Here is a 22,191-nt window from a genome sequence, read left to right as displayed (position 1 = left end):
GGATTCCTCGGGATCAAGGGGTGGTCAGGGGCAGCGTCCTCGCGGGGCCTACGGGCCGGTCCGCAGGGCCGAGACGAAGATGTCGGCGCCGCGCTGGAACTCCTCGGGATCACGCAGCAGCGCCAGGCGCACCCACTCTCCGGTGGGCGGATTCCCGGCGCCGTCCGTAGACCAGAAGAAGGGCTGCCCGGGCAGTACTTGAAGCCCCTGGTCACGGCACCGGCCCAGCACCCGGTCCCGGTCGGGCCCGATGCGCAGCCATTCGACGCTGAGCGCGGAGTCCCGGCCCGGCGAGGTGCCCGGCAGGCATCCGGTCCGGCCGCATTCCGCCAGCAGCTCGCGCAGGACGGCGCGGTTGCGGCGGGCGAGGGTACGGGCACGCCGTATCTCGTCGCAGTCGGGCGGCATGGTCAGGATGGTGGTCAGCAGGCGGAGGTCGAGGCAGGACACATTGAGCAGACAGTGGCTGACGACCTCCGAAACGGGTTCCCGCAGCCGGTGGGTGACGGACAGCACGCTGGCCTTGGTGTCCTGGAGGGACACGGTCTTGCCCGTGTCGTCGACGGTGACCACGTCCGCGCCCGCCTCCTCCGCCAGGGCGATCAGGTCGACACAGGCCGTGGGTTCCAGCAGACGGAACGAGGCGTCCACGACGATCAGGACGCGACGCTCGGCGCCCCACTCCAGAAGGCGACGCACAGCGGCGCTGTCCATGGCCGTACCCGTCGGGTTGTTCGGCATGACGAGAAAGAGGGCGTCGAGACCCAGCCGGTCCAGCTCGTCGAGATCGGGTTCCGGCATCACCCGTTTCTCGGGTACGGCGACCAGTTCGACACCGGTCATGGCCATGAGGGCCGGGAGATTGTCGAAGGTCGGCGTGATCATTCCGGTCCGGTAGCGCCGGACGGAAAGGTACTTGGCCATGATGTCGACACCGACGGAGGCGGAATAGACGATGTGTGACGAGTGGGCCTCATACCGCTGGCCGGTGTGTTTTCCGAGCGCTGACAGGAATTCACGCTCGACGCGGTGCACCAGACCGTGCCGCTCTTCCTTCAGAGCCGCCGCGAAGGCGCCCTCCAGGGCGCTCAGCGTTCCCGGATGCAGCGTGTGGTTCGCGTGCCCGTCGGCGAGGTCGAGGCGGGAGACCTGAGCCATGAGCTCGAATTCCGTGAGATTGCGTGGCGTGTGCGAACTCATCGTCAGAACCGGCAGACCACGAGGGAGAGGGTGCCGGTTCCGGAGAAGTCGCCGGTCGTCAGGATCTCGACCACGTCGGCCGTCGTCTCGTCCCGGATACGCTCGGACAGGACGGCCAGCCTGTTTCCGGTGCCGTCGTCGCCGGGCTCGTGTTCGACGACGGCGGTCCCGTGCACCGCGACCGATTCCATGGCCTGGAGAGCACCGACGACGAGGTCGCAGTAGCCTCGGCGCGGGCCGTTCCGGGCGTCGGGGCGTCCCCGGTTCGTCGCCGTCGAGACGATGTCGGACGCCTCGGCGCGCAAGGGCGGCGGCACATCGGGGCCGTGCCAGTCGCCGTAGAACGGCGGCGAGGTGAACATCACCGCCTCCGCTTCGGGAAGCTTCAGGTCCGCCCAGTTCGCCGGGTCGGTGGAATCCCCGCAGACCACTGTGCTGCCGGGAACCGGCGCCGGGGCGCGGGCGAGGTCGGCCAGGAGTTGATCCTCGCTCAGTTCTCCGCCTCCCTCTTCCTTCTGTAACTCCCGGAGCAGCCGGAGACAGCGGAGCTGCGGCTCGTCGTGCTTATCGGGCGGCCGGGGAAGATCGGCGCCATGGGAGGGCCCGCACCGGGTTTTCGCGAGGCTGACGCAGGCGAGCACCGGGTCGATCTCCGCACCTGCGAATCGAATACCGAGCAATCGGGCCGCCGTGGCGGAACTTCCCGCACCGCAGAAGGGGTCGATCACCACCGAAGGTGCGGCCGGGGCGAGATCGATTATCGTTCTGGCGATCACACGGGCGTTCCCACTGTTGGAAGCGGTGAACCATCGGTCGACCGGCTCGTCACGGTCCGGCAGGTATTCCTCGAGGCGGCTGGGATTTCCGTACGCACGGACCACCTGTGCCATGAGCCCCCCTCGTATCAGCGCAACGCAGCCCCAGTACGCCAACCCACCCGCACGGCAAGGGAACTATAGGGACAGGCGACCGTCAAGACGGCCACCGACCGCCCTCGCGACGCCCGCAGGCCAGCAGCATGCCCGTAGTCAACGTCGTACGCCGGGAAGTGATCAGCTCCTATGCGGAATCCGCTGGAGTGTTCCATGAAAGCCGCAGCGAAGGGGGCACCTGGCCGCAGAGCATTACGTCGAACAGGGAGACACGATCACACCAGGGAAGCATGGCGAGCGCTGGATAGAGGTTGGGACCGGAGCCGACGCCTATTCCCATGCTTCAAGGTAGCGATGACGCGGTCCGTACGCGCTAAAGTGTCGGACCCGTGACAGCCGGTTGGAGACATGGAATCCAGAGTGCTCTTGCGTACCGCCGCTGAAGAGGATCTTCCGCACATCGCGCGACTGGACAGGGAAGTATTCGGGGACGCCGCCTATCCCTTCTTCGTCCTACGCCAGTTGTTCGACGCAGGATTCACTCTCGTCGTCGTGGACGACAGCGAAGGGATCTGTGCGTATGCCCTGGCCCTGGCCCTGGCGAGCGAAGGCAGGGGATGGGTCCTCGCCCTGGCTGTCGGCCCGCGTCAGCGTGGGACGGGGCTGGGGCGCGAGCTGATGCGGGAAACGCTGTGCCACCTGCGGAGCCTGAGGGTCCGGGAGGTTCTGCTGACCGTCGAACCCGCCAACGCCTCCGCGATCAGGCTCTACCGGTCCCTGGGGTTCACGGAGAGGAGAGGGGCGACGGGTCACGTCAGGGACTATTTCGGTCCTGGCGAAGACCGCCTTCTCCTGAGCTTGACTCTGTGACCGGTCCGACCCGACCCGCCGTCACTGCCCGAACCTCCTCACATACCGCCGCTGCCACGGCGTCTCCACCGCATGCCGGTCATAGTGCCGCCGCACATACGCCACCGCCTCCTCCCCCGGCACCCCGTCCAGTACGGCGAGGCAGGCCAGCGCCGTGCCCGTACGGCCGCGGCCTCCGCCGCACGCGATCTCCACGCGCTCCCCGGCGGCCCGCTCCCAGGCGTCGGCCAGCACCACGCGGGCGGCGGCCCGGTCCGACGGGAGGCGGAAGTCGGGCCAGCGGATCCAGGCCGACTCCCAGGGGACCTCGGGCGGCTGCTTGCCGAGCAGGTAGATGCCGTGGGAGGGCAGGGGCGCGCTGGGGTCCAAGGGGTTGCGGAGGCCTCGCCCGCGCACCAACCGGCCGGACGGCAGTCTCAGGACGCCGGTGTCACTCTCACTCCACAGATCGGTCACGCCCCTCATCATGCTGCGCGCCCGCTCGCCCGGGAGCGAAATCAGCCCACCCCCCGCGACTCCTCCGCCGCCCGCGCCTCGATCCCCCGGAAGTGGACCGCCATCGCCCGCTGCGCGCCCTCCACGTCGCGGGCGCGCAGGGCCGTGACGATGTCGCGGTGGCGGCGGACCGTGAGCTCGGGGGTGGGGTCGTCGGTCCAGCCGCGGGCGCCGGAGACCCGTCGGAAGACCGTCCAGAAGGCGGCGAGGAGCTGGGGGACGAGGGCGTTGCCGAGGGAGGCGTACAGGGCCTCGTGGAACTCGCGGTCGAGGTCGGGGAACGTGCTGCCCATGCGGGCCGTGGCGCCGGCGGACTCCATACGGGTCACCACGCCCTCCAGCTTGTCCAGTTCCGCCTCGGTGAGCGTCGCGGCGACCCGGCGGATCAGGCCCTCCTCCAGCACCTCCCGGACCTGGAGGATCTCGGCGAGGGCGCCGGTGTCGTCGTCGTGCCGGGCCAGGGCCCGGAAGGTCAGGCCGTCGACGAGCGGGGTGAGGGACGCCCTGCCGACATAGGTGCCGTAGCCGTGTCTGATCTCGACGATGTCGAGGGCCTGGAGGGCCTTGAGGGCCTCGCGGACGGAGTTGCGGCTGACACCGAGGGCCTCCATCAGCTCGGCCTCGGTGGGCAGCGGGGCGCCGGCGGTGAGTCTGCGGTCGAGGATGAGCTGGACGACTTCGCGCTGTATCCGGCTGGTCCTGGGCTCCTCGGACATGCGCCGCATCGTACGCGCCCCGGACGTCCCACGTCCCACCTCTGGCGGTACCCGGCGCCCGACCTCCCCTGATAGGCCGTCAAGTCACCTGAAACCAAACGCCATTGGTACGACCTCTGGCAGATACGCCATTCGTGTGCGACCCCTTGACCGCCCCCACGCCCCCTCCTATGGTCACGCTGACCGCCAGGACGTAGGACGTCGTATCTCCCCCCTTCACGCCTTGCCAGATCTCTGGAGGACCCGTGCGCGACGTGACCCACGACGTACCGGCGCCGCACCGCCGGACGTTCCTGAAGTACACCGGCGCGCTGGGCGCGGCCGCCGCCGTCTCCGCGTCGTTGTCGGCCTGTTCGTCGGGGCCGGAGTCCACCAACGAGACGGGCGGGGGCGACGGCGCGGACCGGACGCTCACCGCGGTGATCGGCTACGGCAACGACGGCAGCTGGGACCCGACCCAGACGGCGTCCGCGTTCTGCATGGCCGCCAACAACCACATCTACGAGGGTCTGCTGGACACCGATCCGATCTCCCGCGAGCCGTACGCGGCCCTGGCGACCGAGGTGCCGAAGGACCCGGACGGCACGTCCTGGAAGTTCGCGCTGCGGGCCGGTGCGACGTTCCACGACGGCAAGCCCGTGACCGCCGACGACGTGGTGTTCGTCTTCGAGCGGATCCTCGACCCGAACACCCAGACCCTCGCCAAGGGCTTCTTCGCGAGCTGGCTGAAAGAGGTCCGGAAGATCGACGCGCGGAACGTGGAGCTGGTGCTGAAGTTCCCGTTCCCGGACGGGCTCTCCCGGCTGACGCTCGCCAAGATCATGCCGAAGCACGTGTTCTCCCAGCCGGGCGGCTGGGACGAGGCCATCAAGGGCAAGGCGATCGGCTCGGGGCCGTATCGGCAGACCGCTCACCACCCCAAGTCGAACACGACCTTCGAGGCGTTCGCCGACTACAACGGGCCCCGCAAGCCCGCCTTCCGGAAGATGAACTGGCTGACGATCGTGGACGCCGCGCCCCGCGTCGCGAAGATCTCGGGGTCGAGCGCGGGGGCGCAGATCGCGGACAACATCCCGTACGCCAACATCGGGCAGTTGGAGAGCGGCGGTCTGACGGTCGCCGGCGGGGCCGGGATGAACAACCTGTTCCTGATGTTCAACACGAAGCACAAGCCCTTCGACGACGTACGCGTGCGCCAGGCCCTGCACTACGCCATCGACACCGAGAAGATGGTGGAGGTCGCGCTCAAGGGACGCGGGAAGCCGTCGAGCTCCTTCCTCGACGAGAGCAACCCGTCCTACCGCCGGGCCAAGACGGTCTACGACTACGACCCGGACAAGGCGAAGGCGCTGCTCAAGGCGGCCGGGGTCAAGGGGCTGAGCATCGAGATCCTCGCGGTGAACGTGAGCTGGATCGTGGACTGCCTGCCGACCGTCAAGTCCTCCTGGGACGCGATCGGTGTCCGCACGACCCTGTCACCGCAGGAGACCACGGCCGTCTTCACCAAGATGGACCAGAAGCAGGACTACCAAGTGGTCGCCGCCGCCTCCAACCCCAACCAGTTCGGTCTCGACGCCGATCTGATCATGCATTACAACTACGGGCCCGAGAACCTGTGGATGCAGTACACGCGCTGGGCGGGCAACTCCGTCGCCAAGGCGCTCTTCAGGGACATGGACCGGGCCACCCGGGAGCCCGACGCCGCGAAGAAGACGGCGATGGTCCAGGACTACATCGACGTCGTCGCCGAACAGGCCGTGCTCTACCCGGTCGTCCACAACGAGCTGATGACGGCCTGGAACCCCGAGCGGCTCAGCGGGATAAGGCCACAGCCGTACCCCGGTATCAACCTCCTCCAGGCCAAGTGGGCCTAGCGGTATGACCGCTGTTCTGCGGATCCTGCTCCGCCGCATCGCCCTGCTCGTGCCGCTGATGCTCGGCATCGTGCTGTTCGTGTTCCTGGTGATGCGGTTCTCGGACGTCGACCCGGCGTCCGCGTTCTTCCAGGGCGCCAACCCGACACCCCAGCAGCTGCACGACTTCCGCGAGGAACACGGCCTGCTCGACCCGCTGCCCGTGCGCTACGTGGACTTCGTCGCCGACGTGCTGCACGGCGACATGGGCACCAGCGCGTTGACCCGGGCGCCGGTGATCGACCAGGTCACCACCGCGCTGCCGCTCACCCTCCAGCTGACCTTCCTGGGCCTGGGCATCGCGGTCGTGCTTTCCCTGGTGGGCGGGGTGACCGCGGCGATCTACCGGGACCGGCTGCCCGACCAGATCATCCGGGTCGTGTCGCTGACCGGCGTCGCCGCGCCCGGCTTCTGGCTGGCGCTGCTGATGATCCAATACCTGGCCGTCGACCTGGGCTGGTTCCCCACCGGCGGCTACATCAACCCGGCCGACTCCTTCACCGGCTGGCTGAAGACCATGACGCTCCCCGCCCTCGCCCTGTCCCTGCCGGTGGCGGCGCAGCTGACCCGGATCGTGCGGACGGCGGTGGTGGAGGAACTGGACAAGGACTACGTACGGACGGCGATCGGGAGCGGGCTGCCGCCCCGGGTCGTGGTCGGGCGGAACGTGCTGCGGAACGCCCTGATCAATCCGCTCACCGTGCTCGGGCTGCGCGTCGGCTATCTCCTCGGCGGCGCGGTCGTCATCGAGACGATCTTCTCGCTGCCGGGCATGGGCAAGCTGATGATCGACGCCGTGAAGAACGGCGATCCGGCCGTGGTCCAGGGTGTCGTCCTGACCACGGCGGCCGGGTTCGTCGTCGTGAACCTCGTCATCGACGTCCTCTACCTGCTGGTCAACCCGCGACTGAGGGATGCGACCACATGATGACCCGCAAGAGTCTCACTACGGCGCTGTCCCGGCCCGGCGTACGGCTGCGCGGCCTGCGCAGGCTGCCGCTGCTGTCGAAGATCGCCGTCTGCTTCCTGGCGGTCGTCGTCCTGATGGCGCTGCTCGCGCCGCTCCTCGCCCCGCACGACCCGCTCGACCAGCAGCCGCCGGTCGACGGCACCGGGCATCCGTCCGCCGCGCACTGGATGGGCCAGGACAGCCTCGGCCGGGACATCCTCAGCCGGTTGATGTACGGGGCCCGCTGGTCACTCGCGATCGGGCTCGGCGCCACCGGTCTGGCGCTGGTGGTCGGCGCGCTGCTCGGGGCGATCGCGGCCACTTCACGCAAGGCGGTCGACGAGACGCTGATGCGCTGTCTGGACGTGGTGATGGCGTTCCCCGGCATCGCGCTGGCCGCCGTGCTGGTGGCGGTGTTCGGCGGTGGCATCACGGTGCTGATCTGCGCGATCGCGTTCCTGTTCACGCCGCCGGTGGCACGGGTCGTCCGGGCGAACGTCCTCGACCAGTACGGCGAGGACTACGTGACGGCGGAACGGGTGATCGGCGCCCGGACCCCGCACATCGTGCTGAAGCACGTCGCGATCAACTGCGCCGCGCCGGTGCTGGTGTTCTGCACGGTCCAGGTCGCCGAGGCGGTCGTCTTCGAGGCGTCGCTGTCCTTCATCGGGGCGGGTGTCCGGCCGCCCGACCCGTCCTGGGGCAGTGTCATCGCGGACGGCAAGAACATGGTGCTGACCGGCGGCTGGTGGGCGACCGTGTTCCCCGGGCTGCTGATGCTGGTCACGGTGCTGTCGCTGAACATCCTGTCCGAGGGCGTGTCCGACGCGTGGGCGGCCCCGTCGGCGCGGGAGGTGGAGGCGCCCGAGGACGACCGGCTGGAGGCGCCGGAGCCCGGCACCGGGGAGGTCGTACAGCTGCCCGGCCTGGCGGAGGCGGCCCGGCGGCTGCGGGCCCGGGCCCGCCGGCTGCCCCGGGACGGCCAGCCCGTGCTCGCGGTGGAGAACCTCGCCATCGGCTTCGACCAGCGGCACGGCGGCGTGGACATCGTGGACGGCATCAGCTTCGAGGTGCGTCCCGGTGAGGTGCTGGGCCTGGTCGGCGAGTCGGGCTGCGGCAAGTCGCTGACCGCGCTGGCCGTCATGGGCCTCCAGCCAAAAGGGGCGCGCGTCAGCGGACAGGTCCGCTTCCAGCAGCGGGATCTGATCGCCGAGCCGATGCGCGTACGCCGCAAGCTCCTGGGCCACGAGATGGCGATGATCTACCAGGACGCGCTGTCGTCGCTGAACCCGGCGATGACGATCCGGGCGCAGCTCAAGCAGGTGGTCCGGCGCGGCGGGCGGCGCAGTCCGGCCGAGTTGCTGACGATGGTCGGCCTCGACCCCGAGCGCACCCTGCGCAGCTACCCGCACGAACTGTCCGGCGGCCAGCGCCAGCGCGTCCTGATCGCCATGGCCCTGTCCCGCGACCCGAAGCTGATCGTCGCCGACGAGCCGACGACCGCCCTCGACGTCACCGTGCAGGCCCAGGTCATAGAGCTGCTGCTGCGGCTGCGCGAGGAACTGGGCTTCGCGCTCATCCTCGTCTCGCACGACCTGGCGCTGATCGCGGACGTCACCGACCGGGTGGTGGTGATGTACGGCGGGCAGATCGTGGAGACCGGCGTGACCGCCGACCTGGTGGAGGCACCGGCCCATCACTACACGCGCGGCCTGCTCGGCAGTGTGCTGTCGCTGGAGTCGGCGCAGGAGCGGATGACACAGATCAGGGGCGTCGTGCCGTCTCCGGCGGATTTCCCGGCGGGCTGCCGGTTCACGGACCGCTGCCCGCGCGCGAGCGGGATCTGCCTTACGACGGCTCCGGTCCTGGCCGGTCCCGAGGCGCACACGGCGGCCTGCCATCACCCGGCCATAGAGCTGTCGGCCACCGAGACCGAGGCGGTGTCATGAGCGCACTCGTGGAGTTGGCGGATGCTCACGTCGTCCACAAGGCCCGCAGCGGCGGCCTGTTCACCCGCGACCGGGTGTACGCCCTGACCGGCGCCGACCTGGCCATCGCGCCCGGCGAGACCGTCGGTGTGGTCGGCGAGTCGGGCTGCGGAAAGTCGACGCTGGCGAAGGTGCTGGTCGGGGTGGAGCGGCCGACGCGGGGGACGGTGTCGTTCCGGGGCCGGGACCTGTGGGCGATGCCGCCCGCCGAACGCCGCCGGGCCGTCGGCGGCGGTACCGGCATGATCTTCCAGGACCCGTCGACGGCCCTGAACCGCCGCCTGCCCGTCCGGCAGATCCTGCGGGACCCGCTGGACGTGCACGACCGGGGCACGAGGAGCCAGCGCGACGAGAGGGTCCGGGAGTTGATGTCCCTGGTCGGTCTCCCCCGGGCCCTCGCCGACGCCCTGCCGGGTCAGTTGTCGGGCGGGCAGCGGCAGCGCGTCGCGATCGCCCGGGCGCTGGCGCTGGACCCGGACCTGGTCGTGGCGGACGAGCCGACGAGCGCCCTGGACGTGTCGGTCCGGGCGCAGATCCTCAACCTCCTGCTGGATCTGAAGGAACGCCTGGGCCTCGCCCTGGTGTTCGTCTCGCACGACATCCAGACGGTACGGCGGATGAGCGACCGGGTGATCACCATGTACCTGGGCCGGATCGTGGAGGAGTCCCCGGCCGCCCTGGTCACCGACCGGGCTCGGCACCCGTACACCCGCGCGCTGTTCTCCGCCACGCCCGGACTGCTCGACCCGATCGACCCGATCCCGCTGGTCGGTCCGGTGCCGTCGGCGACCCGTCCGCCGAGCGGCTGCCCGTTCCGCACCCGCTGCTGGAAGGCCGACGGGACGTGCGCGGCGGCGATGCCGGACTTCTCGGCCGCGTCTGCACCCGCCCACCGCTTCCGCTGCCACCATCCTGTCCGGGAGGACGAATCGACCCGCGACCTCGTCCACCGACGCGACCCGATGGAGGCTCCATGACCCTCACCCCGCTGACCGGTGTCATCCCGCCCGTGTGCACGCCTCTGACACCGGACCGCGAGGTGGATGTGCCCTCGCTGCTCAGGCTGGTCGACCATCTGGTCGCCGGCGGGGTGAGCGGACTGTTCGTGCTCGGCTCGACGTCCGAGGCGGCGTATCTGCCGGACCGGCAGCGCAGGCTGGTCGTCGAGTCGGTCGCGGCGCATGTGAGCGGGCAGCTCCCGGTGCTGGCCGGGGCGATCGACATGACGACGGCCCGGGTCCTGGACCATGTCGCGTCGGTGACGGCGGCCGGAGCGGACGCGGTCGTCGTCACCGCCCCGTTCTACGCCCGCACCCACCCGGCCGAGATCGCCCGCCACTACCGCGCGGTCGCGGCCGGCAGCCCGATCCCGGTCATCGCCTACGACCTTCCCGTCGCCGTCCACACGAAGCTGCCCGCCGACGTGGTCCTGGAACTGGCCGCCGACGGTGTCCTCGCCGGACTCAAGGACTCCAGCGGCGATCTGGCCGCCTTCCGGCAGGTCCTCACCGGCGCCCGGGACCGCCAGGGCATCACCGGCTTCAGCGTGCTGACCGGCTCCGAGCTGATCGTCGACGCGGCGCTCGCGCTCGGCGCGGACGGCACGGTGCCCGGCCTCGGCAACGTCGACCCGCACGGCTACGTCCGCCTGGACGGTCTGTGCCGTGCCGGGGACCGGGACGAGGCCCGTGCCGAACAGGAGCGCCTGTGCGCCCTGTTCGGCATGGTGACGGTCGGCGACCCGGCCCGGATGGGCCCCGCTTCCTCGGCGATCGGCGCCTTCAAGGCCGCGCTGCACCTGCGGGGCGTGATCGACTGCCCGGCGACGGCGGAGCCGCAGGTGCCGCTGTCGCCGGACGAGGTGGAACGGGTCGGGAAGTACCTGGCGGCGGCCGGGCTGCTCTAGAGGTCACCGACGGGGAGGCGGCGGAACTCGATCGTCTCGTAGGTCCCCTGGACTCCCGTCTCGTAGAGGATCCCCACCGCCTTCCGGCCGAGCGGCACCAGATCGGAGTAGGCGGCGGGCTGCTGGGAGAGCGTCAGGGCCTTGGTGAACGTGGCCCCTCCGTCGGCGCTGCGCCAGAGGGCCATCGCCCGGCGGGCGGTGGGGACGGAGGGCCCGGCGAACAACAGCGGTCCGTGCCGCCCGGCGACTTGCAGAACGCTGCCCTGGACGACCGGGACCTCGTTCAGGGTGGGCTGCACTGCGTAGGGCCGCTCTAGGGACCGGCCGCCGTCCCGCGAGTGGCTGTCGAGGCGGTTGCCGGGGCTGGTGCCGTGCTGGTCGCGGGCGTTGAAGTAGACCCTGCCGTCGGGGAGCTGGGCGGCGATCGACTCGTTGGCGTTGTTCACCCCGTCGTAGGAGTCGTCGACGAATCCCGGGCGCCAGGTCCTGCCGCCGTCGTCGCTGAGCAGCGCGTGGGCGCCGTAATAGCGGGGCTCCTGGCCGGTGTCCGGGGAGCCGGCGGGCGGGGCCGCCGAGTGGTTGGCGGGGACGACCAGCCGGCCCGTATGCGGACCCCGGGTGAGGGCGATCGCATGGCCGGGGCCGGTCGCGTACCAGCGCCAGTTCGGGCGCTTGACCTGGGCGGTGATCTCGCGGGGTGCGGTGAAGTGCCGGCCGTCGTCCCGGCTGTGCTGCACGAACACCCGGCGACTCTGCTCGGGCGTGACCTCGCCCCGCATGATCTGGGCCTCCGTCACCTTGCCGCTGTTGTAGGAGGTGAGGAGCACGACCGTGCCGGTGCGCGGGTCGACGACGGGGGCCGGGTTGCCCCGGGTGTCGCCCTTCCCGGCGGCGACGACGGTGAGCGGACCCCAGGTGCAGCCGCCGTCCGTCGAGCGCCTGAGGACGACGTCGATGGCGCCGGTGTCCCCCGCGCCGCCGCGTCGGCCCTCGGCGAAGGCGAGGACGGTGCCCTTGCCCGTGGTGACGGCGGCGGGGATGCGGTACGTGTCGTAGCCGCCCTCGCCCGAGACGTACGGGACGGAGGAGACGCAGCCGGGGGCGGCCGAAGCGAAGGGCGTCGCGGTGAGGGCCGGGAAGAGGACCGTGGTCACGAGGAGGGTGCGGCAGAGGAGTCTCATCCTGCTCCTGAAAAAAGGGGGGCGCCGGATGGTGCCTGTCCGTCAGATGTTCCCCGGTGTCACGATCCCCGACTCGTACGCCACGATGACGAGCTGCGCCCGGTCCCGCGCCGCCAGCTTGCCCATGATGCGGCTGACGTGGGTCTTCGCGGTCAGCGGGCTCAGCCCCAACACCTCGGCGATCTCGGTGTTGTTGAGGCCGCGCCCGACCAGGCCGAGCACCTCCCGCTCGCGCTCGGACAGACACTCCGGCCCGCCGGTCGCCGGTGCCGAAGGGCTGCGCAGGAACCGCTCGATCAGCCGTGCCGTGGGCCCGGGCGACAGCAGGGAGTCCCCGGCCGCGACCGTGCGGATGGCGTCGAGGAGTTCGGCCGGCCTGGTGTCCTTGACCAGGAACCCGGAGGCACCGGCGCGCAGGGCGTCCACGATGTACTCGTCGGTGTCGTAGGTGGTGAGGATCAGGACGCGGACGCCCGCCAGGTCGTCGTCGGCCGCGATCAGCCGGGTCGCCTCGATGCCGTCCAGGTCGGGCATGCGGATGTCCATCAGCACGAGGTCGGCGCGCCCGCTGCGGGCCAGTTCCACGGCCTGCCGGCCGGTGGCGGCCTGACCGACGACCTCCATGTCACGGGCCGACTCCACGAGCATCGCGAACGCCTCCCGCACCAGGGTCTGGTCGTCCGCGAGCAGCACTCGGATGGTCATCCGGTCCTCTCCCCCGTCGTGTTCCGCGTCGTGGTCAGCGGCAGGACCGCGGCCACCTCGAAGCCGCCCCCGGGGCGCGGTCCGGCGTCGAGTGTGCCACCCACGCTGCGGGCCCGCTCCCGCATTCCGACGAGCCCGAAGCCCGGGGTGCCGCCCGGGTCGGGTCCGGTGCCGTCGTCGCTGACCGACAGATGCAGGGCGCCCTGCCGTTCGTCCAGCTCCACACGGACCGAGACATCGGGCCCCGCGTGCCGGACCGCGTTCGTCAGGGCCTCCTGCACGATGCGGTAGGCGGCGGCGCCGACGGCGGGCGGTGCGTGCCGTATCCGTACGGTCTGCTCGACCCGGGCACCGGCCAGCCGCGCGGCCCGCGCCAGGTCGGGCAGGCCGTCGAGGCCGGGCAGCGGGCCGCGGGCCTCCGGCGGGCCGTGCTCGCGCAGCACCTCCAGCGTCGTACGGAGTTCGCCGCGGGCGCTGCGGCAGGTCTCGGCGATGTCGTCGAGGGCCTTGGCGACCGTCTCCCGGTCGAGCCGCTCGGGGTCGGCCGCCAGCACATGGGCGGCGACGGAGGTCTGCACACCGATGAGGGTGATGCTGTGGGCGAGCAGATCGTGCAGGTCCCGGGCGATCCGCAGCCGCTCCTCGGCGACCCGCCGCCTCGCCTCCTCCTCCCTGGTCCGTTCGGCCCGTTCGGCCCGCTCCACGATGGAGGCGACGTACTGGCGGTAGAACCGCACGTCGACTCCGCAGAACAGCACGGCGACGACCCAGCCCGAGATCTGCAGCATCCTCAGGGCCTCGTGGGCGTTGATGGTGAGCATCGTGCTGGTCGAGAGGGCGAGGACGCCCGCCCCGACCAGGACGGCACGCAGCGGGCGGCCGGTGACGGCGACGGTGTACAGCGCGATGTACGTGGCCGGGGTCGGTGCGGAGTGGGGGTTGTCGAGGGCGTGGTACGGGGCGACACAGGCCACGACGACGAGCAGCACGAGCAACGGCCGACGCCGCCGCCACACGATCGGCACGTTGCACGCGACCAGCAGCACCCACCCCAGCGCATCGGGCCCGCCGCCGCCCCCGAGCAGCCCGAGCCCGACGGCCACCACGGCGGCGGCGACCGCGAGCAGGGCGTCGTTACGCAGGGCGTGCGGGGCGGTGAGGGGGTCGCGGTTGATCGCCGCGATGATCCGATTGCCGATGGTGGGTGGCTGCACGGGCATCATCCTTATAGGGGTCGCTCTGCTGAGCTGCGGGCAATCGTGCCGCTAAGGGCGGCACGGGTGGGCGCAGCGGCACCCCGCTACGCCGGGCTGCGCACCCGCCCGCGCTCAGCCTCAACGGGCAGTTCCGGTGCACGCGAGAGCCTCCCCGGCCACCACACCCGCCGCCGCAACAGCACACTCGCCGTGGTCACCAAGTACGTACGCACCAGGAACGTATCCACCAACACCCCCACAGCGATGACGAACCCGAGTTCCACCAGCCCGACCATCGGCAACGTCGTCAGCACGGCGAACGTCGCCGCGAGCACCACCCCCGCCGAGGCGATCACCCCACCCGTCGTCCGCAACGCGGTGAGCGCGGCCACCTCCGGCTCGGCCCCCCGTACGGACTCCTCCCGCATCCGGTGCATCAGGAAGATGCCGTAGTCCACCCCGAGCGCCACCAGGAACACGAAGGACAGCAACCCGAGCCCGGCATCCGTACCACCGAACCCGAACACCGGCTCGAAGACCAGCCCGCCGATGCCCAGCGCCGCACCCCACACCGCGACCACCGCCGCCAGCAGCAGCAACGGCGCGACGAGGCTGCGCAACAGGCCGACGAGGATGACGAACACGGCGGCGAGCACCAACGGCACGACCACGCCACGGTCCCGGGACTCGCTGTCGGCCAGGTCGATCTGCTGGGCGCTGGGCCCGCCGACATACGCGCCCTGAGGATCCAGCCCGGCCCGCAACGCCTCGATGGTCCGGGTCTCCGACGACGTCTCGGGCGCGGCGGTCGTGAAGACGGCGATCTCCGTCCACCCGGAACCACTCCGCCCGGGAACCACCTCGGCGACCCCGTCGGTCGCACGGGCCCGCTCCGCCACCGCCCCGGCCCGTCCCTCGGGCGCCATGACCGTCACGGGCCGGCTGCTGCGCTCGGGATACTCCTGCGCCAGCGTCCGCATCGCGGTGATCGACTCGGGCCGCTCGGTGAACGAGTCCTCCTGCTTGATGCCGCCGGACAGATTGAACGTGCCGAGCGCCAGGGCACCCAGCAGCACGCCCCCGCCGACCAGCACCAGGGCGGGCCGGCGCGTCGCCGACGTGCCCATCGCGGCGAACAGCGACCGCCGGGCCTTCGGCTCGCTCCCGAAGGAGGGGATCAGCGGCCAGAAGACGCGCCGCCCGAGCAGGACCAGCACCGCGGGCAGCAGGGTCGTCATGGCGACCAGCGCGGCGAGGACGCCGACCATGCCGACCGGCCCCATGCCGCGGCTGCTGTTGAGGTCGGCGGCGAGCAGGCACAGCAGCCCGGCCGCGACGGTCCCCGAGGAGGCGAGGACGGCCGGACCGCAGCCGCGCAGGGCGGCGCGCATGGCGTCGTACGGCCGCTCGTGGCGCCGCAGTTCCTCGCGGTAGCGGGAGACGATCAGCAGCGCGTAGTCGGTGCCGGCGCCGAGGACGAGCACGGTCATCACCCCGCCGCTCTGGCCGGTGACGGTGACGTCGAACAGTTCGTGGAGTCCGTATCCGGCGGCCATCGCCGTGGCGGCGGCGACGCCCGCGACGGCGAGCGGGACCAGCCACAGGAAGGGGCTGCGGTAGATGAGGATCAGCAGCACGGTGACGACGCCGAGCGTGGCGAACAGCAGGGTGGCGTCGAGCGTCCCGAACACCTTGTTCATATCGGTGTTCAGCGCCCCCGGCCCGCCGACCTCGACGCTCAGCCCGCCGCCGCCCCCGGCGATGTCGCGCACCCCGTCGACGAAGGCGTCCCGGGCCTCCTCGTCCTGCCCCGGCTGGGTGCTGGAGACGGGGTACATCAGGGTGGAGCCGTCCTTCGACGGAACACCCCGCGCCTCGCCGCCCGTCAGGTCGTAAGCGCCGCCCACCTCGGCGAGCTGCTCGGCGGCGGTGCGCCGGTCGGCGTCGGTCAGGCCGCCGTCCCGGTGGTAGACGAGCACCAGGTCGGTCGACTCCCCGCCGGGCAGCCGGTCCTGGATCCGGGCCACCTGGGTGGAGTCGGCGCTGTCGGGCAGATAGTCGACCGCGCGGTTCTGCTGGATACCGGAGAACTTCCCGGCGAGCGGCCCGAGCAGGACGAGCGCGGCCAGCCACAGCCCGACCACCGCCCAGGGCACCACGGCCCGCCGCCGCCCCGTTCCTGTCCTTGTGTCCCCCATCAGCCGGGCTCCCTCCGCGTCGGGTGTCTGGAACGCTCTCCAGACTCCCGGCGCGCGGGCGCCGGTTCGTCGGGCGCGAGGCCGACTTACGGGGTACTGCCCGGGGCGGCACGAGCCGCGGACTACTCCCCGGGGAGTAACGCGGGTATCGCGGGGAGGCGTCCTACGACGGCGTGCGCGCGGCGGCCGCCAGCAGCCGGGTCACATCGTCCGAGCAGATGGTCAGCGCCGCCCCCACCGTCGCGAGGACGTCACGCTCGGCCGGGGTGTACGGCCCGTCCGCCAGGGCGATGCGGGCGCCCTGGAGCAGGATCGACTCACGGCCGACGGTGGCGAGGTGCGGGGCCAGCGGGTCCAGCGCCTCGTGGAGCTCTATGGCCAGCCCGGCGCCGCAGGGCTCGCCGGAGATCCGGCCGGTGTCCGCCTCCAGCGCCTCGACGAGGGCGGCGAGCTGCTCCTCCGTACAGTCGTCGAAGCCGGCCGCGCGCACGGCGAGCACGGCGGTCTCCAGGGCCGTACGGGAACCGGCGCCGCCCGCCGCCAGCACCGCGAGGGCGACGGTGTGCACGGCGTCGCGGAGCATCGCGGAGAAGCGGGTGGTCGTCGGATGGTCGAGGACGTCCGTGCCGAAGTGGCGGCGGCAGGCGGCGCACTCCACGACCGGGCCGGTCTCGCCGCGCGGCAGCACGGGCAGGCCGAGCAGGGTGAAGCGGCGCTGTCCGGTCAGCCGCTGGTAGTTCCGGTCGCCGCCGCAGCCGGGGCAGAAGAACTCCCCGTCACCGGCGGCCGTCCATGCGATACGGGTGCCCAGGATGCTGGAAAACCTGGCGGCATGGCCGTTTCGTCCCCGTCCTGGCAGCACGTCGCACCTCCGTCACGCCGCGCGGCAGCGTCGCCGCGCTTGCGTGATGTTAGCCACATCCATGAGGAGGAGTCAGCACCCCGGAGGAGACCTTTCCGTGACCCTCACAGGGATTGGCCGGTATGTGACGGGGCTCCACCCGCCGGACAACGGCGGGCAGAGCCCCACAATCCCCGTTACGACTGGTCAGCGCGTCGCGCGGTTGACGGCCGAGACGACCGCCTTCAGGGAGGCGCGCGTGGTGTTCGCGTCGATTCCGATCCCCCACAGGACCTTGTCGTCGATCGCGCATTCGATGTAGGAGGCGGCCTGCGCGGAGGCGCCCTCGCTCATCGTGTGCTCCTGGTAGTCCAGCAGGCGTACGTCGATGCCGACGGACTGCAGCGCGTCGAAGAAGGCCGAGATGGGGCCGTTGCCCGAGCCGGTCAGGACGGTGTCCTGGCCGTCGACCGTGGCCTCCACCTTCAGCGTGTCCACGCCGTCGGTGTCGGTGGTCGACTGGTTGTTCTTGACCTGGATCCGGCCCCAGGGGTTCTCGGGGTTGGGCAGGTACTCGTCCTGGAAGGCCGCCCAGATGTCCTTCGGCGTGACCTCGCCGCCCTCGGCGTCCGTCTTGGCCTGGATGACCTTGGAGAACTCGACCTGCATACGGCGCGGCAGGTCCAGGCTGTGGCCGTCCTTCAGGACGTACGCGATACCGCCCTTGCCGGACTGCGAGTTGACCCGGATGACCGCCTCGTAGGAGCGGCCGACGTCCTTGGGGTCGATCGGCAGGTAGGGCACCGCCCACTCGATGTCGTCGACGGTGACGCCCTTGGCGGCGGCGTCGGCCTCCATGGCGTCGAAGCCCTTCTTGATGGCGTCCTGGTGGGAGCCGGAGAAGGACGTGTAGACCAGGTCGCCCACGTAGGGGTGGCGCGGGTGGACCTCCATCTGGTTGCAGTACTCCCACGTACGACGGATCTCGTCGATGTCGGAGAAGTCGATCTGCGGGTCGACGCCCTGGGAGAAGAGGTTCATGCCCAGGGTGACCAGGTCGACGTTGCCGGTGCGCTCGCCCTGCCCGAACAGGCAGCCCTCGACGCGGTCGGCGCCGGCCATCAGGGCCAGCTCGGCGGCGGCGACGGCGGTGCCGCGGTCGTTGTGCGGGTGAATGGAGAGGACCACGTGCTCGCGACGGGTCAGGTTGCGGCCCATCCACTCGAAGCGGTCGGCGTGCGTGGAGGGCGTGGAGCGCTCGACGGTCGCCGGCAGGTTGAGGATGATCTCGCGGCCCGGGCCGGGCTGCCAGACGTCCATGACCGCCTCGCAGACCTCCAGCGCGAAGTCCAGCTCGGTGTCGGTGAAGATCTCGGGGCTGTACTGGTAGCCGAACTCCGTCTCCGGGCCCAGCAGCTTCTCCGCGTACTCCATGACCAGCCGCGTGCCGTCGATCGCGATCTGCTTGATGTCGTCCTTGGAGCCGCGGAAGACGACCCGGCGGAAGACGGGGGCGGTGGCGTTGTACAGGTGGACCGTGGCGCGCTTGGCGCCCTTCAGGGACTCCACCGTGCGCTCGATCAGGTCCTCGCGGGCCTGGGTCAGTACGGAGATGGTGACGTCGTCGGGGATCGCGCCCGGCTCCTCGATGATGGAGCGCACGAAGTCGAAGTCGGTCTGGCCGGAGGCCGGGAAGCCGACCTCGATCTCCTTGTAGCCCATCTTGACCAGCAGATCGAACATGGCGCGCTTGCGGGCGGGCGACATGGGGTCGATCAGCGCCTGGTTGCCGTCGCGCAGGTCGGTGGAGAGCCAGCGGGGGGCGGTGGTGATCCGGTTGGCCGGCCAGGTGCGGTCCGGGATGTCGACCTGCTCGTAGCGGCCGTACTTGTGGATCGGCATGGTGCTGGGCTGCTGGCGGTTCGCCATGATGCGGGGGCTCCTCAGGATGTCCGGAAGGACGGCCGACGACGCAGCACCAAGCTCCGCGGGGAGGGGGTCGGCCTCGACTACAGGCCCTCGCCGCGGCAGCTAAGGAGAAGCAGCCCGAAACGCATGATGCGCAGCATGCTAGCCGAGCCTCTCCGGACGAGGGGTTCCGTATCAGTATGCGGGACTGCAGCGCCCCGAAAGGGGCGCGGGGAACTGCGCGATCAGCCACATTCGGCCCGCGCCCGTAACACAGCGCAACCGCCTATGGCGCCTGCATCCCCACATTTCACCAATCATGGTTGCACCTGGTGACAAAATAATCACCCAGTGCAATGGTGCGGGGCATGACCAACCACGGGGGCTTCGAGCCCGTCTTCTGCACCATCGTTCCGCCCCATGTCCTCGACAAGCTCTCCCAGGCCGAGGACCCCGCGCTGGCCGGACCGGCCCGCCGGACCCTGCAGCGCGACGCCTTCGAGCGCACCCAGCGCCGCCTCACCACGGTCCTCGGCGCGAGCGCCGTCGCCTCGGTCGCCGACGGCAAGCCGCAGCGCACGATCCACGACGCCCGGCACGGCACCGACCTGCCCGGCCACAAGGTCCGCGGCGAGGGCGACAAGCCCGGCAAGGACGCCACGGTCAACCGCGCCTACGCCGGCCTCGGCGCCACCTTCGAGCTGCTCCTCACGGCGTACCAGCGCGACTCGATCGACGGGAACGGCCTGCCGCTGAACGCGACGGTGCACTACGACCGCGACTACAACAACGCCTTCTGGAACGGCGAGCAGATGGTCTTCGGGGACGGCGACGGGGAGATCTTCCTCGACTTCACCATCCCGATCGACGTCATCGGCCACGAGCTCGTCCACGGCGTCACGCAGTACACCGCGAACCTCACCTACTTCGGCCAGCCGGGCGCGCTGAACGAGTCCGTGTCGGACGTCTTCGGCGCGCTGATCAAGCAGTACACACTCGGCCAGACCGCCGCCGAGGCCGACTGGCTGATCGGCGCGGGCCTGCTCGCCCCGCGGGTGACGGGCGTGGCGCTGCGCTCCATGAAGGAGCCGGGCACGGCGTACGACGACGATGTCCTCGGCAAGGACCCGCAGCCCGCGACCATGGACGACTTCGTCCGCACCGGCCGCGACAACGGCGGTGTCCACATCAACTCGGGCATCCCCAACCACGCCTTCTACCTCGCGGCCACGGCCCTCGGCGGCCATGCCTGGGAGCGCGCGGGACAGGTCTGGTACGACGTGCTGACCGGCGGCGAGCTGAAGGAGCAGGCGATGTTCACCGACTTCGCCACGCTCACCGTCAAGGCCGCCCGGGAGCGCTTCGGCGACGGGGAGGAGCTGGACGCCGTGTCGAAGGCCTGGGAGCAGGTCGGGGTGCGGACCCTGTAGTTCCGTACTAGACAGGTGCCATGCGGATTCAGGTGAGGCGCACAGGCGGGTTCGCGGGTATCGAGCGGCATGCCGAGGTGGACACCTCGGGCCGCCCCGATGCCGCCGAGTGGCACGCCCTGGCCGAGCAGGCGGTGGCCGCCGGCCGGGGCACTCCGCCGATCGGGGTGCCGGACGGTTTCAGCTACCAGCTCACGGTGGACGACCGGACGGTCTACTGCTCCGACCCCCGGCTGACGGACGAGCAGCGCAAGCTGATCTCTCGGGTGCTGAAGGAAGGGGCGTAACAGGTCCTGGGCGGCGGCCTGTTGACTTCCGTTACCACCGGTACGGATGATCCAGCGCATGGCGACTGACGCAGGCAATCCGATCCCCCGTTTCCCGGCCGGTTTCCTCTGGGGCGTGTCGACCTCGGCGCACCAGATCGAGGGCGCGGTGGACGCGCGCGAGCCGTCCGTGTGGGACGCCTTCACGGCCGAGCCGGGGCGGATCAAGGACGGCTCGACGGCGGCGGTGGCCTGCGACCATGTCCACCGCCACCGCGAGGACGTGGCGCTGCTGGCGGACCTCGGCGTGAACGCCTACCGCTTCTCCGTCTCCTGGCCGCGGGTGCGCTCCGAGAAGGGCCTGGACTTCTACGACCGGCTGGTCGACGACCTGTGCGCGGCGGGCGTCCGCCCGGTGCCGACCCTCTTCCACTGGGACCTGCCGGCGGACCTGGACTGGCTGGAGCGGGACACGGCCGCGCGCTTCGCCGAGTACGTGTCGCTGGTCGCCGAGCGCCTCGGTGACCGGGTGACCAAGTGGATCACCCTGAACGAGCCCGCCGAGCACACCCTGCTGGGCCACGCCCTGGGCGTGCACGCACCGGGCCGGAAGCTGCTGTTCGACGCGCTGCCGGTCGCCCATCACCAGCTGCTGGCCCACGGCCTGGCCGTCCGGGCCCTGCGCGCCTCGGGCGCCACGGACATCGGCGTCGCCAACTCGCACGGCCCGACCTGGGCGGCGTCGACCGAGGCGGCGGACGTGGAGGCGGCCGATTTCTACGACCTGCTGCTGAACCGCCTCTTCGCGGACCCGCTGCTGCTGGGCCGCTACCCGGACGGCATCGGCGAGCTGATGCCCGGGGACGTCGAGGCCGACCTGAAGGTGATCGCCGAGCCGCTCGACTGGTACGGCGTCAACTACTACGCGCCGACCCGGGTGGGCGCCCCGCAGGGCACGGAGATCGAGTTCGGCGGCGTCTCCATGCCCGCCGAACTGCCCTTCTCCGTCCGCGAGATCGAGGGCCACCCGGTCACGGACTTCGGCTGGCCGGTCGTACCCGAGGGCCTCACCGAACTCCTCACCGGCTTCCGCGAGCGCTACGGCGACCGGCTCCCGCCCGTCGTCATCACCGAGAACGGCTGCTCCTACCCGGGCGTCGACGACCAGGACCGCATCGCCTACCTGGACGGCCATGTCCGGGCGCTGCACCGGGCGCTGGAGGCGGGCGTCGATGTGCGCGGCTACTTCGTCTGGTCCCTGCTCGACAACTTCGAGTGGGCGGAGGGCTACGCGCGCCGCTTCGGCCTGGTCCATGTCGACTTCGAGACCCAGGAGCGGACCCCGAAGTCGTCGTACCGCTGGTACCGGGAGCTGCTGAAGGCGCAGGACGCCACGGGCGCCACGGCCTGACGCCCACGCCGGCCACGGGCCGGGCCGGGGATGGTTGCAGGGTGAACTGCTCTGCGAGCATGATTACTTGCGCGACCAGAGTCGGAACCCCACTCCCCACTCCCGGCCGGTCCGTTGTCCGCCTCGCCCCTTCCCACCCCCCACGG

At 71.0% G+C, this 22,191-nt stretch carries 19 protein-coding genes; 9 read left to right on the top strand and 10 right to left on the bottom strand.

Going from position 1 to position 22,191, the window contains the following annotated elements; all coding sequences use genetic code 11:
• Positions 1 to 48: 48 nt before the first annotated feature.
• Positions 49 to 1,158, bottom strand: coding sequence for a pyridoxal phosphate-dependent aminotransferase (locus NNW99_RS25935; RefSeq protein ID WP_215121518.1), 1,110 nt, complete (start codon positions 1,156 to 1,158; stop codon positions 49 to 51).
• 44 nt (positions 1,159 to 1,202) lie between these two features.
• Positions 1,203 to 2,132, bottom strand: a complete 930-nt coding sequence (locus NNW99_RS25930; protein WP_215121517.1) for a hypothetical protein — start codon at positions 2,130 to 2,132, stop codon at positions 1,203 to 1,205.
• Between the two features lie 348 nt (positions 2,133 to 2,480).
• On the opposite strand from NNW99_RS25930, the gene NNW99_RS25925 reads away from it, so the two are divergent.
• Positions 2,481 to 2,942 (top strand): GNAT family N-acetyltransferase, encoded by a 462-nt coding sequence (locus NNW99_RS25925; protein ID WP_251057940.1) that lies wholly within the window; start codon positions 2,481 to 2,483, stop codon positions 2,940 to 2,942.
• A gap of 21 nt (positions 2,943 to 2,963) precedes the next feature.
• Here the strand turns inward: NNW99_RS25925 and NNW99_RS25920 are convergent, their stop codons facing one another.
• Together NNW99_RS25920 and NNW99_RS25915 are read right to left on the bottom strand one after the other, a co-directional pair.
• Positions 2,964 to 3,398 carry a protein phosphatase gene (locus tag NNW99_RS25920; RefSeq protein WP_251057939.1) on the bottom strand — a complete coding sequence of 145 codons (435 nt, stop codon included), beginning with the start codon at positions 3,396 to 3,398 and terminating at the stop codon, positions 2,964 to 2,966.
• A 41-nt stretch (positions 3,399 to 3,439) separates the two neighbouring features.
• Positions 3,440 to 4,162 carry a FadR/GntR family transcriptional regulator gene (locus NNW99_RS25915; RefSeq protein ID WP_215121516.1) on the bottom strand — a complete coding sequence of 241 codons (723 nt, stop codon included), beginning with the start codon at positions 4,160 to 4,162 and terminating at the stop codon, positions 3,440 to 3,442.
• Positions 4,163 to 4,398: 236 nt separating this feature from the next.
• Here NNW99_RS25915 and NNW99_RS25910 point away from each other — a divergent pair, with 236 nt between their 5' ends.
• Genes NNW99_RS25910 through NNW99_RS25890 form a run of 5 tightly spaced genes read left to right on the top strand, consistent with a single transcriptional unit; the run spans position 4,399 to position 10,909 of the window.
• Positions 4,399 to 6,027, top strand: a complete 1,629-nt coding sequence (locus NNW99_RS25910) for an ABC transporter substrate-binding protein (protein WP_215121515.1) — start codon at positions 4,399 to 4,401, stop codon at positions 6,025 to 6,027.
• A 4-nt stretch (positions 6,028 to 6,031) separates the two neighbouring features.
• Positions 6,032 to 6,994, top strand: a complete 963-nt coding sequence (locus NNW99_RS25905; protein WP_215121514.1) for an ABC transporter permease — start codon at positions 6,032 to 6,034, stop codon at positions 6,992 to 6,994.
• A complete protein-coding gene (locus NNW99_RS25900; protein WP_215121513.1) occupies positions 6,991 to 8,964 on the top strand; it encodes a dipeptide/oligopeptide/nickel ABC transporter permease/ATP-binding protein in 1,974 nt (657 codons plus the stop codon). Before NNW99_RS25905 ends, NNW99_RS25900 begins: the two co-directional genes overlap by 4 nt.
• On the top strand, positions 8,961 to 9,980 hold the full coding sequence (locus tag NNW99_RS25895) for an ABC transporter ATP-binding protein (protein WP_215121512.1): 1,020 nt from the start codon (positions 8,961 to 8,963) through the stop codon (positions 9,978 to 9,980). Before NNW99_RS25900 ends, NNW99_RS25895 begins: the two co-directional genes overlap by 4 nt.
• The gene (locus NNW99_RS25890; RefSeq protein ID WP_215121511.1) at positions 9,977 to 10,909 is read left to right on the top strand and encodes a dihydrodipicolinate synthase family protein; all 933 of its coding nucleotides are present in this window, start codon (positions 9,977 to 9,979) and stop codon (positions 10,907 to 10,909) included. The genes NNW99_RS25895 and NNW99_RS25890 overlap by 4 nt, the downstream gene beginning before the upstream one ends.
• Here NNW99_RS25890 and NNW99_RS25885 read toward each other — a convergent pair.
• The 6 genes from NNW99_RS25885 to leuA form a co-directional block, all read right to left on the bottom strand.
• Positions 10,906 to 12,090: an exo-alpha-sialidase gene (locus NNW99_RS25885; protein ID WP_215121510.1), complete on the bottom strand. Its 1,185-nt coding sequence runs from the start codon at positions 12,088 to 12,090 to the stop codon at positions 10,906 to 10,908. The two genes, NNW99_RS25890 and NNW99_RS25885, sit on opposite strands and share 4 nt — an antisense overlap.
• 42 nt (positions 12,091 to 12,132) lie before the next feature.
• On the bottom strand, positions 12,133 to 12,795 hold the full coding sequence (locus NNW99_RS25880) for a response regulator transcription factor (RefSeq protein WP_215121509.1): 663 nt from the start codon (positions 12,793 to 12,795) through the stop codon (positions 12,133 to 12,135).
• Positions 12,792 to 14,018 carry a sensor histidine kinase gene (locus NNW99_RS25875; protein WP_215121508.1) on the bottom strand — a complete coding sequence of 409 codons (1,227 nt, stop codon included), beginning with the start codon at positions 14,016 to 14,018 and terminating at the stop codon, positions 12,792 to 12,794. Before NNW99_RS25875 ends, NNW99_RS25880 begins: the two co-directional genes overlap by 4 nt.
• A gap of 77 nt (positions 14,019 to 14,095) precedes the next feature.
• Positions 14,096 to 16,189: an MMPL family transporter gene (locus NNW99_RS25870; protein ID WP_215121507.1), complete on the bottom strand. Its 2,094-nt coding sequence runs from the start codon at positions 16,187 to 16,189 to the stop codon at positions 14,096 to 14,098.
• Positions 16,190 to 16,352: 163 nt separating this feature from the next.
• Complete coding sequence (locus tag NNW99_RS25865) at positions 16,353 to 17,051, bottom strand: TerB family tellurite resistance protein (protein WP_215121506.1); 699 nt, start codon at positions 17,049 to 17,051, stop codon at positions 16,353 to 16,355.
• Between the two features lie 186 nt (positions 17,052 to 17,237).
• Positions 17,238 to 18,959 carry a 2-isopropylmalate synthase gene (gene leuA, locus NNW99_RS25860; protein ID WP_215121505.1) on the bottom strand — a complete coding sequence of 574 codons (1,722 nt, stop codon included), beginning with the start codon at positions 18,957 to 18,959 and terminating at the stop codon, positions 17,238 to 17,240.
• A 347-nt stretch (positions 18,960 to 19,306) separates the two neighbouring features.
• Between leuA and NNW99_RS25855 the strand changes: the two genes are divergently transcribed.
• Genes NNW99_RS25855 through NNW99_RS25845 form a run of 3 tightly spaced genes read left to right on the top strand, consistent with a single transcriptional unit; the run spans position 19,307 to position 22,045 of the window.
• Positions 19,307 to 20,368 carry a M4 family metallopeptidase gene (locus tag NNW99_RS25855; RefSeq protein WP_215121504.1) on the top strand — a complete coding sequence of 354 codons (1,062 nt, stop codon included), beginning with the start codon at positions 19,307 to 19,309 and terminating at the stop codon, positions 20,366 to 20,368.
• 20 nt (positions 20,369 to 20,388) lie between these two features.
• Complete coding sequence (locus NNW99_RS25850; RefSeq protein WP_215121503.1) at positions 20,389 to 20,655, top strand: protealysin inhibitor emfourin; 267 nt, start codon at positions 20,389 to 20,391, stop codon at positions 20,653 to 20,655.
• A gap of 58 nt (positions 20,656 to 20,713) precedes the next feature.
• On the top strand, positions 20,714 to 22,045 hold the full coding sequence (locus NNW99_RS25845) for a GH1 family beta-glucosidase (protein WP_215121502.1): 1,332 nt from the start codon (positions 20,714 to 20,716) through the stop codon (positions 22,043 to 22,045).
• Positions 22,046 to 22,191: the final 146 nt, after the last annotated feature.

It is taken from the genome of Streptomyces sp. CRCS-T-1, assembly GCF_024442335.1.
GTDB classification, from domain to species: domain Bacteria; phylum Actinomycetota; class Actinomycetes; order Streptomycetales; family Streptomycetaceae; genus Streptomyces; species Streptomyces koelreuteriae.
This window is presented reverse-complemented; position numbering and strand designations above follow the sequence as displayed.

Excerpts from the sequence above, each read along its gene's own strand:
- NNW99_RS25915 (WP_215121516.1), bottom strand. The coding sequence starts at position 4,162 with ATGCGGCGCATGTCCGAGGAGCCCAGGACCAGCCGGATACAGCGCGAA.
- NNW99_RS25845 (WP_215121502.1), top strand. The coding sequence starts at position 20,714 with ATGGCGACTGACGCAGGCAATCCGATCCCCCGTTTCCCGGCCGGTTTC.
- NNW99_RS25935 (WP_215121518.1), bottom strand. The coding sequence starts at position 1,158 with ATGGCTCAGGTCTCCCGCCTCGACCTCGCCGACGGGCACGCGAACCAC.
- NNW99_RS25870 (WP_215121507.1), bottom strand. The coding sequence starts at position 16,189 with ATGGGGGACACAAGGACAGGAACGGGGCGGCGGCGGGCCGTGGTGCCC.
- NNW99_RS25900 (WP_215121513.1), top strand. The coding sequence starts at position 6,991 with ATGATGACCCGCAAGAGTCTCACTACGGCGCTGTCCCGGCCCGGCGTA.
- NNW99_RS25880 (WP_215121509.1), bottom strand. The coding sequence starts at position 12,795 with ATGACCATCCGAGTGCTGCTCGCGGACGACCAGACCCTGGTGCGGGAG.
- NNW99_RS25885 (WP_215121510.1), bottom strand. The coding sequence starts at position 12,090 with ATGAGACTCCTCTGCCGCACCCTCCTCGTGACCACGGTCCTCTTCCCG.
- NNW99_RS25850 (WP_215121503.1), top strand. The coding sequence starts at position 20,389 with ATGCGGATTCAGGTGAGGCGCACAGGCGGGTTCGCGGGTATCGAGCGG.
- NNW99_RS25855 (WP_215121504.1), top strand. The coding sequence starts at position 19,307 with ATGACCAACCACGGGGGCTTCGAGCCCGTCTTCTGCACCATCGTTCCG.
- NNW99_RS25925 (WP_251057940.1), top strand. The coding sequence starts at position 2,481 with ATGGAATCCAGAGTGCTCTTGCGTACCGCCGCTGAAGAGGATCTTCCG.
- leuA (WP_215121505.1), bottom strand. The coding sequence starts at position 18,959 with ATGGCGAACCGCCAGCAGCCCAGCACCATGCCGATCCACAAGTACGGC.
- NNW99_RS25890 (WP_215121511.1), top strand. The coding sequence starts at position 9,977 with ATGACCCTCACCCCGCTGACCGGTGTCATCCCGCCCGTGTGCACGCCT.
- NNW99_RS25875 (WP_215121508.1), bottom strand. The coding sequence starts at position 14,018 with ATGATGCCCGTGCAGCCACCCACCATCGGCAATCGGATCATCGCGGCG.
- NNW99_RS25895 (WP_215121512.1), top strand. The coding sequence starts at position 8,961 with ATGAGCGCACTCGTGGAGTTGGCGGATGCTCACGTCGTCCACAAGGCC.
- NNW99_RS25905 (WP_215121514.1), top strand. The coding sequence starts at position 6,032 with ATGACCGCTGTTCTGCGGATCCTGCTCCGCCGCATCGCCCTGCTCGTG.